13 protein-coding genes are annotated in these 14476 nt (G+C 39.6%); 5 read left to right on the top strand and 8 right to left on the bottom strand.

Annotated elements, in window-relative coordinates; translation table 11 throughout:
- Positions 1-109: 109 nt before the first annotated feature.
- The 4 genes from H5160_RS13275 to H5160_RS13260 form a co-directional block, all read right to left on the bottom strand.
- On the bottom strand, positions 110-418 hold the full coding sequence (locus tag H5160_RS13275) for an AAA family ATPase (protein ID WP_182737735.1): 309 nt from the start codon (positions 416-418) through the stop codon (positions 110-112).
- 632 nt (positions 419-1050) lie between these two features.
- Entirely contained in the window at positions 1051-1284 is a 234-nt protein-coding gene (locus H5160_RS13270) for a hypothetical protein (RefSeq protein WP_007379016.1), read from the bottom strand.
- Entirely contained in the window at positions 1281-1658 is a 378-nt protein-coding gene (locus H5160_RS13265; protein WP_033028505.1) for a hypothetical protein, read from the bottom strand. The genes H5160_RS13270 and H5160_RS13265 overlap by 4 nt, the downstream gene beginning before the upstream one ends.
- 350 nt (positions 1659-2008) lie before the next feature.
- Positions 2009-3529 carry an aldehyde dehydrogenase family protein gene (locus H5160_RS13260; RefSeq protein WP_182737734.1) on the bottom strand — a complete coding sequence of 507 codons (1521 nt, stop codon included), beginning with the start codon at positions 3527-3529 and terminating at the stop codon, positions 2009-2011.
- A gap of 171 nt (positions 3530-3700) precedes the next feature.
- Here H5160_RS13260 and H5160_RS13255 point away from each other — a divergent pair, with 171 nt between their 5' ends.
- A complete protein-coding gene (locus tag H5160_RS13255; RefSeq protein WP_024596981.1) occupies positions 3701-4594 on the top strand; it encodes an AraC family transcriptional regulator in 894 nt (297 codons plus the stop codon).
- Positions 4595-4674: 80 nt separating this feature from the next.
- Positions 4675-5706, top strand: coding sequence for a LacI family DNA-binding transcriptional regulator (locus H5160_RS13250; RefSeq protein ID WP_182695370.1), 1032 nt, complete (start codon positions 4675-4677; stop codon positions 5704-5706).
- A gap of 95 nt (positions 5707-5801) precedes the next feature.
- Here H5160_RS13250 and gtfA read toward each other — a convergent pair whose 3' ends face one another.
- Positions 5802-7274, bottom strand: a complete 1473-nt coding sequence (gtfA, locus tag H5160_RS13245; RefSeq protein ID WP_182737733.1) for a sucrose phosphorylase — start codon at positions 7272-7274, stop codon at positions 5802-5804.
- Between the two features lie 176 nt (positions 7275-7450).
- Here gtfA and H5160_RS13240 point away from each other — a divergent pair, with 176 nt between their 5' ends.
- The 3 genes from H5160_RS13240 to H5160_RS13230 all read left to right on the top strand — a co-directional run bounded on the left by H5160_RS13240 (position 7451) and on the right by H5160_RS13230 (position 12306).
- A complete protein-coding gene (locus tag H5160_RS13240) occupies positions 7451-8677 on the top strand; it encodes a sugar MFS transporter (RefSeq protein WP_039488390.1) in 1227 nt (408 codons plus the stop codon).
- A 171-nt stretch (positions 8678-8848) separates the two neighbouring features.
- Positions 8849-11245: a TonB-dependent siderophore receptor gene (locus tag H5160_RS13235; RefSeq protein WP_182692364.1), complete on the top strand. Its 2397-nt coding sequence runs from the start codon at positions 8849-8851 to the stop codon at positions 11243-11245.
- Positions 11246-11358: 113 nt separating this feature from the next.
- Positions 11359-12306 (top strand): carbohydrate kinase, encoded by a 948-nt coding sequence (locus tag H5160_RS13230; RefSeq protein ID WP_182737732.1) that lies wholly within the window; start codon positions 11359-11361, stop codon positions 12304-12306.
- A 45-nt stretch (positions 12307-12351) separates the two neighbouring features.
- On the opposite strand, the gene H5160_RS13225 is transcribed toward H5160_RS13230, so the two are convergent.
- The 3 genes from H5160_RS13225 to H5160_RS13215 all read right to left on the bottom strand — a co-directional run bounded on the left by H5160_RS13225 (position 12352) and on the right by H5160_RS13215 (position 14393).
- Positions 12352-12741 (bottom strand): nuclear transport factor 2 family protein, encoded by a 390-nt coding sequence (locus H5160_RS13225; protein WP_182737731.1) that lies wholly within the window; start codon positions 12739-12741, stop codon positions 12352-12354.
- A gap of 82 nt (positions 12742-12823) precedes the next feature.
- On the bottom strand, positions 12824-13474 hold the full coding sequence (locus H5160_RS13220; protein WP_182737730.1) for a DsbA family protein: 651 nt from the start codon (positions 13472-13474) through the stop codon (positions 12824-12826).
- A 40-nt stretch (positions 13475-13514) separates the two neighbouring features.
- Positions 13515-14393 carry an MBL fold metallo-hydrolase gene (locus H5160_RS13215; protein WP_182737729.1) on the bottom strand — a complete coding sequence of 293 codons (879 nt, stop codon included), beginning with the start codon at positions 14391-14393 and terminating at the stop codon, positions 13515-13517.
- Positions 14394-14476: the final 83 nt, after the last annotated feature.

Raw genomic sequence — 14476 nt, 5'->3', positions numbered from 1 at the left:
TTCTAATTTTATTGCTGCAGAATACGATGCGCGTTTTAATTTCGTCATTTTTTCACCCAAATTTGTATGCTTATCAGCATAACATTTCTTTCTTAATGGGTGGCTAAAATCACTGTACCACTACAGTAATAATACGACCTTTAAAGCCAAGCCAACTGCTAGCTTCAATTGGCACATTATGATATTCAGCAATAACTTCTACTTCACTTTCATAGGAATAACTTTCTTCTTCCTCATTATATTCTTTAGAATAATCTTCTCTATCAAGGTTTGAGTTTTTGTGAAGGTGGTTTAATGCAGCAAAAACGCTGGATTTACCTGCATTATTTGGTCCGATAAGAAATGTTGTGTCTCTAAATTTAATGCAGCAATTTTTTAGTTTTCTGAAATTATTTATGTGTAACTCATGTAGTCTCATTTAAACATCCATATTTTAAGTCGGCTGAACCCCTTTAACGAGCCTGTAGATTAACTCGTTTTTTATTTATTTTTATTGATAAATAGACCATAGCTGAGTTCCTATTTTGATTCAATCGATCACTGTATTTTTCATAGAATATAAAAGCTGGTTTGGTATTGTTTTAACTGGCGTTTTGGAAGGATTTACGGGTGTTTGAGTGGCTTTTATTTAGAGTAAAAGGGCTTTCCCTTCTTAATGCATCGTATTTTGCAGTTTTTCTATATTATGAACAAGGCAATACAGTTGCCATTGGGCGTTCACTTTCGCTTGGCTGTGTCATGCCTTTGTTGACGGTAATATTGCACTTTTAACCTAAAGAAAAGCCGGTTCAATACAGCAAAATCGCTTGCCATTCTTTAATAAACAGCTGTCGTCGCCCTATTGGGCAGTCTATTTTTACTTTCATTTTGTCTACATTGCTCAGCTTTTTGCGTAGGGTGGGTGTGTTGCTTATTGTGCTTTGTGATTTATTTATCATTGCGTTCATACGAAAGCTGGTAGCGATCATGAATTTAATGGTGAGAGATGGTGTCATCTGGAACCCTAAATTGGTTTAAAATTAGGTATTGACACCAAACTTACTTTTTAACTTATAACTCATCCCGCGAAAAATCAGTTATACTATCTCCGAACTGACTGATGGCTCTCTCCTTCAAAGGATTTAGTAACAAGCGCAGCTCAATCAAATCATTGCCTACATCAGCAATCTCATCTGAGTCATCTGACGTTTCACATATTTTTGCCATTTCTTGTTCAAGTGCTATGAGACCCTCTAGCACGTATTTTAGCTCTGATCCTGCAAGTTCAAGCTTGAACTGACTCATACAATCTTTCCTTCTTTCTTAAATACTCGAGATGCTTTTAGGGCCATTTCCTCAAGAAGTCCCTTGAACTTGTCAACCGGCATATTCCGAGTGGGCGAAATACAGTAATGGTGTGGCTTATCCTGAACCATCTTCAATCCATGAGGCGGCTGGGTATTCGGTGGAAACCTCCAAACCCAACCAGTCATTGGTGCATTGTTGATACCTTCTATATCGAAAACGCTGATCCCTTTTCCGTTTGCGATAATAACCTTAATTCCATTTACGGTTGTAACATCAACATCACGAGCTCGAACATTCGATAGACGAGGACTTGAAGCATTTCCGAGGCGGAAAAGCTCTTCGGGTAGGATGTAAAATTCTTTTGGGTACATAATGATCTCCATATCGTTGACAAAAAGTTAGTTACTCTCTCTGAGGCCTTTATCGTTTTATAGACCGTAAAGTTTCATAAATTACGATGTATTTATCTTAGCCATCAAATAATCTTATGTAAACAACTAGCTAACTATGAATCAGCTTTTTATAAAACTCATATTATTAAATCACTTTTTTAACGCAGTTAATGAATTATTTAAAGCCCTGAAGTTTCAACATTTTAATTCAATTAGTATCCTATTTATGTATTACAACAAGCAGTAAGTGGTGCAATGGACCCCTTAAAATGAAAAAGCGCCGCAAATATGCAGCGCTCATTACTGAGTGATTGTTGTATTAAAATTTTTTAAAAGAAGCCAAGCGGATCTTCGCTGTAGCTCACTAATAAATTTTTAGTTTGTTGGTAGTGATCAAGTGCCAGTTTGTGCGTTTCGCGCCCTATTCCTGATTTTTTATAACCACCGAATGCAGCATGTGCTGGGTACATGTGATAGCAGTTGGTCCACACTCGCCCTGCTTCTATTTTACGACCCATGCGATAAGCACGGTTCATGTTTCTGCTCCATACACCGGCGCCTAAACCAAACTCAGAGCTGTTGGCAAGCTCGAGTGCTTCGGCTTCATCTTTAAAGGTCGACATAGAAATAACAGGGCCAAAAATTTCTTCTTGGAACACACGCATGTCATTTGTGCCCTTTAATAAGGTAGGTTGTATGTAGTAACCACCGTTTAAATCGCCACTTAGTTGCTCTACGTTTCCGCCAGTGAGCACTTCTGCACCTTCTTTTTTACCTATTTCAATGTAGCTGAGTATTTTATCAAACTGTGCTTTTGAGGCTTGTGCGCCAACCATAGTTTCGCTGTCGAGTGGGTTTCCGCGTTTAATTTGTTGGGTACGTTCGAGTATGCGCTCAATAAACTGCTCGTATATATCTTCTTGAATAAACAACCTTGATGGGCACGTACACACCTCGCCTTGGTTGAAGTAAGCAAGCACGGCGCCTTCAATAGCTTTGGATAAAAACGCATCGTCTTTTTCCATTACATCATTAAAAAATATATTAGGTGATTTACCACCGAGCTCGACCGTTGAAGGAATAATATTTTCAGCAGCGCATTTCAAAATATGTGAGCCCACAGGCGTTGAACCCGTAAATGCAATTTTAGCGATACGCTTGCTTGTTGCCAGTGCTTCACCCGCTTCTTTACCAAAGCCGTTTACTATATTTAATACGCCTGCAGGGAGTAAATCGCCAATTATCTCCATTAAAACTAAAATAGAAGCTGGTGTTTGCTCTGCCGGTTTTAAAATTACACAGTTACCTGCAGCAAGTGCTGGCGCTAGTTTCCAGGCGGCCATTAAAATAGGGAAATTCCACGGAATAATTTGCCCAACCACACCTAGTGGCTCGTGAAAATGATACGCAACGGTGGTTGCGTCTATTTCACCTATAGTGCCGTCTTGCGATCGTAGGCACCCTGCAAAGTAGCGAAAGTGATCTGCCGCTAGCGGAATATCAGCAGCGAGTGTTTCACGAATTGCTTTACCGTTATCCCATGTTTCGGCAACAGCTAGTAACTCTAGGTTTTGCTCAATTCGGTCGGCTATTTTTAGCAGTATGTTACTTCGGTCGGTCACCGACGTTGTGCCCCACTGCGCTCGCACTGCATGTGCTTTGTCGAGTGCCAGCTCTATGTCGTCTTTATCTGAGCGCGGTATTTGGCAAAACACTTTACCGTTTACTGGGCTTATATTATCAAAGTATTGGCCATTTACTGGCTTCACCCACTCTCCGCCAATGTAGTTCCCGTATTGTTGTTTAAAGTTTACGAGTGCGCCATCGCTACCTGGATTTGCATATATCATGTGTGTGCTCTCTTTATTGTTGTTAGCTAAAGGTCGAACATTTATATAAAACAAAATGCTTTATATTTAATCAATGTTGATTGACATTAAACTAACAAGTACCTAAAAACTTGATTAGCTGTCCACAAAAGTTGTCTGTGAGTCCAAACTAATAAAACCTAAAGGATTGATATGCACACATCTCAGTTAAACAAAAAACGCCAACAACTTGATGTATTAATAGAAAATAAAGTCACATTCGCTGCAGATAGCAGTGAGTTGAGTATTTACGACACGTATCAAAGCGCGCAAAAGGTAGCACTGCACTCAAACGAGCTGCTGTTTTGTGCCATGCTAAGCGGCAAAAAGGTAATGCACGTAGAAAGGAGCCAATACCATAAAGTATTTTTACCACACGAGTCGTTTGTATTAGCGCCAGAGCAAGGTGTTTTAATTGATTTTCCACAAGCATCAATGCACGCCCCAACCACCTGTTTAGCCATTGAAATTAGCACAGATAAAATAACGAGCGTGGCGAATGCACTAAACATGCAGCAAAATTTTGCACACGATGGCTTATTTGAATATGTACCTCAGTTAGTGCATACCCAACATAATATTCAAACGCAGCAATTATTAGAGCGCATGGTGCATTTATTTAGTGAGCAAGGCGCACAGCGACATTACTTGATTGATTTGTCGTTGAACGAATTGATCACCCGTTTATTACAACAACAAAGCCGCGAGCTATTGCTAGCTAGCTGCGATAAGCCACGCCTTAAAACAAAAGTGAGCGATGCCCTGCTTTATATTGAAGAACACTTAAGTGAAACGCTCGACATAAATACCTTATGCAAAATAGCATGTATGAGCCGAAGTAAGTTTTATCATCAATTTAAACTCGCATTTGGCACTACCCCAGCCCTTTGGCAGCAACAGTTAAGACTAAAAAAAGCGCGTACTCAATTACTACAAGGCCATGCAATTAGCCAAGTGTGCTTTGATGTTGGATTTAATAGCGCGAGCCACTTTAGTCGCCTATTTAAACAAACCTTTGGCATTGCGCCTAAAGAATGCCGACATTAGCCCTAAAATCTTATTTTTTTACTTTGCTAACGCCCTGAATATGTTAGTTTATTAACATGTGTATTGAGTAAAGAATTGGTATGAGTAAGCAAACCCGCTGGACCCTAAAAAGTATTGCTAAAGAGTTAGGTGTGTCTAACGCGACAGTATCTAATGCGTTTAATCGCCCTGATCAGCTATCGGCTAAACGCCGAGACGATATTCTTGCAGCGTGTAAAACTTTGGGCTATTACGGGCCCAATAAGGCCGCGCAATCGTTGCGTAATGGCACATTTAATATTGTCGCTTTAGTGCTGCCCGATAGTGTGGAATACATGGTGTCGGACCCTGTGGCTAGCAGCTTTATGCGCGGTGTTACCTCGGTGCTTGAAAAAAACGGCATTAATGTTTTATTGTTTTCAGGTAATAGCGGTAACCTTAACAACGTGGTCGACTTGGTAGATGGCTTTATTTGTTATGGCCGCCCTCGTAATAACGCGTTAGTTGAGCAGTTAAAAACAGTGTCTAAACATGTAGTGACAATTGATTTTGATATTGCTCGCAATGCCTCTGTAAATATTAATAACGAGCAAGCAAGTTACGAAATTGCTAAACACGTACTGCATAATCAAAGCGATAAAGTGGCTATATTAGGGCTTAGATTACTTGATGAAAACGTATTATGCCGCGTGTATGAACACCACGAATTTGAAACCGGACAATCTATTTCGCATCAACGTTTACGTGGTTATCAACGCGCTTTAAGCGAGGCAAATATTACGGTGGCTGACGATCGTATTTGGAACATTCCTGAAAGTAGCGAGCGTTTTGCTAATATTGCTGCTAAAGAGGTTTTAAGTGCCTCCCCTCGTCCTAACGTTATTATTTGTATGAGTGATTTAATTGCGCTTGCCACAATGCGAGAAGCAATAAAACAAGGCATAAAAATAGGTGAAGAACTGCGTATTGTGGGCTTTGATGGTATTGATGAAGCAGCCCGGTTTGTGCCTCGCCTCACCACCATTCATCAAAACAGCCAAGAAAAAGGCGTTATAGCCGCTGAATTATTTATTTCTAAAGAAGAAAAAACTCAGGAAGTCAGTTACGAATTAGAGATTGGTGCGAGTAGTTAGCTTACAAACCTTGTAATAGTTTTATGTGTTAAAAAGCCAAGCTACTTAAGCTTGGCTTTTGCTTTACATGGCGTTTGTAAATTACTTTTATAACATTAAGCTAAAAATGAATTTAAGTTAATCGTTGTTTCTTCATCACCGTTTACCTGCGTAATAAGTGCATGGCGTAATTTAAAATCAACAGTAAGTGAAATAGTTTGCTCATCTAGTTGCCACGATAAACAACACATACAGCCTTCACCTTGGGCGCTAAATTCACCTGCAAATGCAGGGTGTGAATTGCGAATTTTAATTAATTCAATTAAACCTTTTACTACAGGCTTATTTAAGGCTTTGTCGATTATATTTGCATCTAAATATGGGCGGTTAATATCACGGCCTACATTTGTATTTGTCAGTAATTCCATGTCGTTTTCGCAAGCAAATAGGCCGCCGTAATAAACTTGTGGTACACCTGGAGCAAAAAATTGAATTGCACGCGACAGTAAGTAATCAAAGTCTTTAGCGCCTAATGCGTTGTAGTACGTACAGTTAACTTGATATAAGTCGACATTACTCGCCGCAGCGCCCGTAGCTTGGCGGCTTTGGTTGTTGCTGTTGGCGTGCATTGTTTCTACTAGGTTATCAATCTGCTGTGCATTTAATAGCCCTGGTTTGTCGCCCATTGGACCTGCGTCAATAATGCCAATACCGTCATGTGTATCAAGTACAGTTAAGCAATTACGTGGCGAAATTTGTAACCATTTGAGCAGTGCATCTACATCGTTGTTAAATAAGCTGTGTAAAATAAGCGGTGGTAACGCAAAGTCGTAAACCATATTTACGCGTTTTGCCACTTCTACCTGAGTTTGATAATGGCTATGAATTTCTGCAATGGTTTCCATGCCTAAATCGTTTGCTTGCTTAGATAAGTTATCTAGGTAGCCAAACGTTTCATCAAGCATAAAGCAGTTAGTGCCAGCTTGCTTAATAGCGTAACCCGCCGCATCTAAACGAATAATATTTACATTGTTAGCCGAAAATTTAGTGAGTACGTTATTTAAATACGCAACACCGGCTTCTACTTTTACGTTTATATCAATTTGGTTATCGGTAAAAGTGGTCCAGAAGTCATACGTTTTACCATCACCACATTTCATTGGGGTAAAGCAACTACCAGGACGTGGGCGGTAAATTGCTTTTTGCTCAGCTTCGCTCATACCATTTGGAAATACATCATCTTTGGTTAAAAACAAATCCCAAAATTCTGATTGCTTACCTTTAGCTAATACATCTTGAAACTGAAAAGACTGCGCCGATACATGGTTAACAATTAGGTCAGCCATTAAGTCGAGATCTTTACCTAATACTTGTATGTCTTCCCAAGTGCCTATTCTAGAATCAACTTCACTATGGTCAATAGGGTCAAAGCCAGCATCGCTGCCATCAATAGGATTGTAAAATGGCAATAAGTGCACACCACCAAATACGCCTTTTAAAGGGCCGTTTAAAAGTGTGGTTAGCGCGCCTATATTTTGGCCAGTGATTCGATCAGCATATGTGATCAATTGAACTTTATTCTTCATCATTGTGTGATTACCATGTTGAAACTTAATCGATTAAGATATATCTTTAACTAGCGAGTAAGAATTTACAAGTAATTTTTAATAATTTTACATACAAATTTCGTGTCTCACGTAATACTACAGTAAGCAACTGACTGACTTACGAAGTATTAATAGAGAATTTAACGAGGAATAAACACATGACAAAATCACACACTCACGTAAGCAGCGACCCACTGCAACAAATACGCTGGCTTACATACATGATGTTTTTTATGTTTGCCATGACCTCTGACGCAGTCGGCATGATAATCCCCGAACTTATAAAAGATTTCGGTTTGAGCATGACTCAAGCTAGTGCATTTCATTACGCTCCTATGGCACTCATTGCCTTTAGTGGATTATTTTTAGGCTTTTTAGCTGACAGCCTTGGCCGTAAAAAAACCATTATGCTAGGTCTATTAATATTTTCCGCGAGTTGTTTTTTATTTGCATTTAGCACCAGTTTTACTTTCTTTTTAGTATTGCTTTGCTGCATAGGCCTGGCCATTGGTTTATTTAAAACCGGCGCACTGGCATTGCTTGGCGATATTTCACATAGTAACGACGACCATACTAAAACTATGAACAAGGTTGAGGGCTTTTTTGGCATTGGCGCTATTGTAGGCCCTGCCCTAGTTGGTGTTTTATTAGTGCAAAACGTTAGTTGGACATACCTGTATATCACTGCGGGCGTAATGTGTTTAATCCTTGCTTTATTAGCATGGCGCGCAGACTACCCTGACGTAGTTAAAACAACTGAAAAGCCAGCCTCTTTGGCCACGACCATGAAAATGGTAAAAAACCCTTATGCACTTGGCTTTTCTTTAGCTATTGCACTTTATGTAGCGACTGAAGTGGCTATTTATGTATGGATGCCAACGCTATTAAAGGACTACACAGGCTCTTGGCCACTCCTTGCCACTTATGCACTTACTATATTTTTTATACTACGTGCTGCAGGTCGTTTTATTGCTGTATGGTTACTAAATCGTTATAGCTGGCAAGGTGTTATGGCTTATTTAAGCTTAGGTATTGCGCTTTGTTATGTGGGTACACTTATTGGTGGCGTTGACTGGGCTGTAGGGTTACTACCTCTTTCAGGTTTATTTATGTCTATGGTTTATCCAACTTTAAACTCTAAAGGTATATCGTGTTTTCCTGCTGAGCGCCATGGAGCCGTAGCCGGCGTTATATTATTTTTTACCGCATTATCGGCTGCTTTAGCTCCTTTATTTATGGGTATGATCAGCGATTACTTTGGCCATGTGCGCTATGGCTTTTACTTAGCAACAGGGTTTGCCGTGATTTTATTTGTAGCTATGTTGTTCAATTATTTACGCGACCCATCAATGAGTGCTTTACAAGAAAATAACCCAACAGCTTAATAAATTTGTATCTCAATACAATAAAAAATACTTTTAAAATCAACATATGAATAATAAAAGAGCAAATTAAACACAAAATAATTTGCTTATTGTAAAATATTTGTTATTTTTACTTAATCGATTAAGTGAAAATAACAAATCCTACTGGGTTCAACACAACGAGGCGTTCACATGACAACACACAATACACCTTTATATTTAATCAGCGCTTTAGCACTTGCCGTAAGTCAAGGCGTTAACGCACAAGAAACAGACCAAGCAACACCTGAAGCATCACAAAACAAAGGTCTTGAAACAATTGTTGTAACCGGCGTACCACGTCGAACAACAATCATGGCTTCAAGCGTTTCAGTTAGTAGCGTATCACTTGAACAAGTTCAGGTGTCTACTCCTCGCTCAACAGCCGAGGCTTTTAGAATCATTCCTGGTATCCGTGCAGAATCGACAGGTGGCGAAGGTAATGCAAATATTGCTGTTCGTGGCCTGCCAGTTGCTTCAGGCGGTGCAAAATTTTTACAATTACAAGAAGATGGTTTACCTGTACTGCAATACGGTGATATCGCTTTTGGTAATTCAGATATTTTTATGCGATTAGATAACACTGTGCAAACTATCGAATCGATTCGTGGTGGCTCAGCATCTACTGCCGCAAGTAATGCACCTGGTGGCATTATTAACTTTATCTCTAAAAATGGCGAAAACGAATCTGGCAGTGTATCTACAACACTTGGCTTAGATTACGACAGCGTTCGTACAGACTTTGAATACGGCACTTACTTAACCGATAGCGTGCGTTTTCATGTTGGTGGCTTTGTTCGACAAGGCGAAGGCCCGCGCGAAACAGGTTACACGTCTAATAAAGGTGGCCAAATAAAAGCTAATCTTACTAAAGATTTCGACAACGGTTACGTTCGCCTTTATTACAAACACTTAGACGATAAGAGTGTTGGCTACCTTCCTATGCCAATGTACTCAAATGGTGACTCTATTGCTGGCTTTGATGCGCAATCAGACACACCTCACTCAGCGTTATTTACTAAAACAGTACGTTTAAATGGTGAAAACCAAATCAGTAGCGGCGATATTCGCGATGGTATGAATCCAAAGGTTGACTCTGTTGGTTTTGAAGCTGTATTTGATTTAGATAACGATTGGCGTATCGAAAACCGTTTTCGTAAATCATCAATAAGCGGCAACTTTAACTCGCTTATTCCTGCAGAGGTTGGCAGCGCATCATCTATTGCACAGAGCATTGGTGGTGTAGGCGCAACACTCAGTAACGCAAACACGGGCGCTGCATTTAACGACGACCTTGCTATGCGAATTCATACGTTTGACGTAACAATGAACGACTTCGATTCATTAGTTAACGACTTTAAACTAACTAAATCGTTTGATGATGACACCAGCATTACCTTTGGTTATTACGCGTCAACACAAAACATTGCTATGTCGTGGTTATGGAATTCATACCTTATGGAGCTTAAAGGCGACAATGCTGCATTATTAAATGTTACTGCAGCTGACGGTACTGAATTTTCAGAAAATGGTTTATATGCATATGGCACACCTTACTGGGGAAACTGTTGCCAACGTGATTACGACACAGAGTACGACACCCGTGCACCATACGTTGCATTCTCTACTAAATTAGGCGACGTAAGCATTGATGCAAGTGCCCGTTACGACAGTGGCGAAGCTCGCGGTAACTATGCAGGTGCCGTAACATCAACTGTAGATATGAACCGCGACGGAGAAATATCAATCCCTGAGCAAAACGTTGCAGGTATTGATATTGCCAACGCCAGCCCAGTAAACTATGACTGGAACTATTCTTCTTATTCAATTGGTGCTAATTATCAAATTGACCCAAGCCTTGCTACGTTTGCACGTATTAGTAAAGGTGGGCGTGCAAATGCTGACCGTCTTTTATTTGGTAAAGTACGCGCCGACGGCTCTGTTGCAAAAGAAGACGCTGTTGATGAAGTAAACCAGTTTGAGTTTGGTGTTAAAAAGCGCTTTGATTCATTATCAGTGTTTGCTACTGCGTTTTTTGCCGAAACTGAAGAGCAAAATTTTGAAGCAACATCACAAACGTTTTTTGACCGTGAATACGAAGCAAAAGGGATTGAAATAGAATCTACTTACTTTATTGATGCATGGGATTTTCGCGGTAATTTAACTTGGACCGATGCAGAAATAGCAAAAGATGCGCTTAACCCAGATGTTGTAGGTAATACACCACGTCGTCAAGCCGATTTAATTTACTCATTAATGGCACGTTACAACTATGAAAAAGGCGCTGCAGGGGTAAGTTTCATTGGTACTACCGATGCATACGCTCAAGATAATAACGATCTACAATTTGACGGCTACACACAGGTAAATGGCTTTGTAAGCTATGACTTATCTGAAAACCTTAATATTGCGCTTAATGTGAATAACCTCTTCGATACAGTAGGTATTACAGAAGCAGAAGAAGGTTCAGTACCTGAAAATAACATTATTCGTGCCCGTACTATTAACGGCCGCACAACGTCGGTAACTTTAAAATACGCTTTTAACTAAATGTGTGTATTGCGCTGCGGTGAGTAGTCACTGTAGCGCCTTTTAAAGTATGAATAAATAACACCCTTCACGTTTTTTAGCCTAGCCTTGCTAGGCTTTTTAGGATATTCCAAATGACTAAACTCCTGTGCTTAGGCGAGCTATTAATTGATATGCTGCCACAAGATGCTAATAACTCAGCCTATTTACCTATACCAGGTGGCGCGCCTGCCAATGTAGCTGTTGGCTACGCAAAACTCGGCGCAGAGGCTGCATTTTGTGGTGGTAAAGGGGACGATCATTTTGCCAATCAATTAAGTAATGCATTAGCGCAATACAATGTAAATACAGACTATTTATTTACCATTGCAGGCTCACAAACCGCCATGGTTATAGTAAGCCTTGATGAAACCGGCGAGCGTAGTTTTGGCTTTTATCGCCATAACACAGCCGATGTACTATTAACGCAGGCGCATTTAGCGCATATAAATTGGCAAGAAATAAGCACACTACACTTTTGTTCAAACACATTAACCGAATCAGCAATTGCCAACACAACGGTTAAAGCGCTAGAACTTGCAAAAGCGAATAATAAGCTCGTCAGTTTTGATGTAAATTTACGCTACAGCTTGTGGGAAAACACAAACGATATAGCAAGCAATGTAAAAGCCTGTTACACCTATTGTGACATAGTAAAACTCTCGCGTGACGAACTTAATTTTTTAGCCCAGCATAGCGATACAACGAGCGATGATTACATTCAAATGCTATTAAATACCGGAGTAAAACTGGTGTTTTTAACCGATGGACCAGAGCCTGCCACGGTTTACCACAGCACATTTACACTTAACGAATCGGCACCAAAAATAAACGCCGTAGATACAACAAGCGCAGGTGATGCATTTATAGCGGGGGTTTTATACTACTTAAATAACTTAGGAAGTGATTTACCACTAGCAGATAAACTAAATGATAAAGCGAGCGTAAAAGGCGCCCTGCACTTCGCTCTTAAATGTGGCTCTAAAGCGTGTTTAGCTAAAGGGGCATTTCCGGCATTACCTGTGCTGGCTGATGTACTTTAATAGACCTAATGTTTTTTAGGTTCAAATATATGCAGTAACGCGTTGTTACTGCATAGCATCAAACACCATTTTACTATCCACTATTTGTTCAAAGTGCGTTATTTTTTGATTTTTAAGCTGCCAAATATGCGCGACCCTAGCTTGCATTTTTTTACCCGTTTTAATATAAATACCAGAGTACGTGCCATACACTACAACAGTATCATCTTGGGATAAGTAGTTTTGTGGTGTAAACGTGTAGTTATACCACTCGCTTGCAAGCTTTTGAAAAACATGTTCAGTAATGTCATTCATACCATGGTATGTACCAGCATAAGCAAAACCGTCAGCCTCTTTCCAAGTAATAGTATCACTTGCATGAGCAACTAAATTTTGCCCATTCTCTTGTGATGTTTTGCCTTCATACGTACTTTTAATTATGTCTATGTTGCTCATTTTTGCACACCCTTGCACTATAAAAAGGAAGATCAATAAAGCTGTAATATAAACAGCTTTATTATTTAGAAATTTCATCACACTATACTAGCGCAACTGATTGCTGTAAGTAGGTAACCCACTGCTCAGTTTTTCCATAATAATGGGCTATATCGGCTTTTTGCCACTTACCTGTGTCAAATTCAAATGCTGCACTAGGAAAACCTTGCCCATGAATATCGTGCAATAAGCCACGGCTTTGTGCTATATGTTGATCTGTTGCATCGCCTTCTAGCGCATTAAAGTGGGTTTCAAATAAGGCCTTGTTTAAACCCAGCTCCAATGCAATATCACTCAGTACATGCAGCTGCATAATGTTTTTACCCTGAGCATAATAAGCATGTTGAATACTATTAAGCATTTCCCCACCTGATATACCAAGCTTTTGCGCTGCCAATATAGCGGTAATAGCCGGAGCCGAGTTGAGTATAATATCGTTGGTTTTTAAAAGCCCATCAGTATAGTTACTACCAAATACCTGACCGGTTCTCTTAGCTATGGCACTGTCGTTTTTAAGTGCAAATTCACGCCATGCAGGAGTCACTAATTTTACATTATCACCTGTTAGCATGCCTCCACTGTGTACTTTTACAATTAAACCATCAATATTTTCAGCAGCGGTGATCAAGGGCACGCTGCCGTAAGTCCAACCACATAAAGGGTCAACAATTATATGTAACGTTACGTTTTTCATTAATATTTCCTATCTAAATAATTGTTTAACGCAAGGGCGCTTAGTGCCATTGCATCTCACCCATAACCACTTTTGAGCCCAACTCTAAAATGCTTCTTGCACCTAAATCAGGGTAAGCTTGAGTCATGATCTCTACAAATTCAGCTGAGTTTTTTGCATTTTTTGCAGCGCTATCCGCTTTATTTAAGTACCCTTTCATGAATGACACACCAGAAAGGTCTTGTTTACTGCCCTGTAAAAAGTGACCTGGAATAACAGTCTGAGGTTTTAAATTCTCGATGTTATCTAATGTTGACTGCCAAGTTTGACGCTCTGCAGCAGTGCTCGAATCGGCCAACCACACATGCATTTGATCAAATACTACAACCCCACCCAGCACTGTTTTTATAGAAGGGATCCAAAGGTAAGTATGCTTTGGATCATGCTGTAAATTTTTAATAATAATTTCTTTCCCATCTATAGTTAGGCTATTTGATAGCATTACTTGTGGCAAAATAAGTTCTTTAGGTGCATTGCTCTTTAAAATAGGCCCCCAATAATTTAACTTTCCTTGCATTGAGCGTTTAATATTCTCTACTGTTGATTTAGTCGCTAATAACTTTGCTTTTGGAAAAGCAGCTTTAATTACATCTAAACCAAAGTAAAAATCAGGGTCGCTGTGACTAATATAAACAGCTGTTAATGTTTTACCGCTCGCTTTTATTTTTTCAACCAATGCTTGTGCATCATTACGCTGAAATTGGGCATCCACTAATAACACTTCGTTATCACCACTTATAATGCTTGATGAAACAGCAAAAATACTTTTGTCTTGTGGGTTATATACATCAACAACTAATTCACTTTTCGCTAATACCGGTTGCATTAATGTGCTTGCTAATAAAGCTGTTGCTGCTAATACGTGTTTAACTTTTTTCATTCTCAGTAGCCTGTTTGTTATTTCGTTAAGATGAGGCTATTGTATGTTGCAATTTAAGAATGAAAAACTAGGCAGAATGCAAC

It is taken from the genome of Pseudoalteromonas sp. SG43-4 (assembly GCF_014164325.1).
Classification (GTDB): Bacteria; Pseudomonadota; Gammaproteobacteria; order Enterobacterales; family Alteromonadaceae; genus Pseudoalteromonas; species Pseudoalteromonas distincta.
The sequence above is the reverse complement of the archived record's forward strand: the minus strand, read 5'-3'. Positions and strand labels throughout refer to the sequence as shown.

Bases quoted from the DNA above. Each gene is read 5' to 3' on its own strand.
- H5160_RS13215 (WP_182737729.1), bottom strand. From the start codon at position 14,393: ATGAAAAAAGTTAAACACGTATTAGCAGCAACAGCTTTATTAGCAAGC.
- H5160_RS13235 (WP_182692364.1), top strand. From the start codon at position 8,849: ATGACAACACACAATACACCTTTATATTTAATCAGCGCTTTAGCACTT.
- H5160_RS13240 (WP_039488390.1), top strand. From the start codon at position 7,451: ATGACAAAATCACACACTCACGTAAGCAGCGACCCACTGCAACAAATA.
- H5160_RS13250 (WP_182695370.1), top strand. From the start codon at position 4,675: ATGAGTAAGCAAACCCGCTGGACCCTAAAAAGTATTGCTAAAGAGTTA.
- H5160_RS13270 (WP_007379016.1), bottom strand. From the start codon at position 1,284: ATGAGTCAGTTCAAGCTTGAACTTGCAGGATCAGAGCTAAAATACGTG.
- H5160_RS13255 (WP_024596981.1), top strand. From the start codon at position 3,701: ATGCACACATCTCAGTTAAACAAAAAACGCCAACAACTTGATGTATTA.
- H5160_RS13275 (WP_182737735.1), bottom strand. From the start codon at position 418: ATGAGACTACATGAGTTACACATAAATAATTTCAGAAAACTAAAAAAT.
- H5160_RS13230 (WP_182737732.1), top strand. From the start codon at position 11,359: ATGACTAAACTCCTGTGCTTAGGCGAGCTATTAATTGATATGCTGCCA.
- gtfA (WP_182737733.1), bottom strand. From the start codon at position 7,274: ATGATGAAGAATAAAGTTCAATTGATCACATATGCTGATCGAATCACT.
- H5160_RS13260 (WP_182737734.1), bottom strand. From the start codon at position 3,529: ATGATATATGCAAATCCAGGTAGCGATGGCGCACTCGTAAACTTTAAA.
- H5160_RS13225 (WP_182737731.1), bottom strand. From the start codon at position 12,741: ATGAGCAACATAGACATAATTAAAAGTACGTATGAAGGCAAAACATCA.
- H5160_RS13265 (WP_033028505.1), bottom strand. From the start codon at position 1,658: ATGTACCCAAAAGAATTTTACATCCTACCCGAAGAGCTTTTCCGCCTC.
- H5160_RS13220 (WP_182737730.1), bottom strand. From the start codon at position 13,474: ATGAAAAACGTAACGTTACATATAATTGTTGACCCTTTATGTGGTTGG.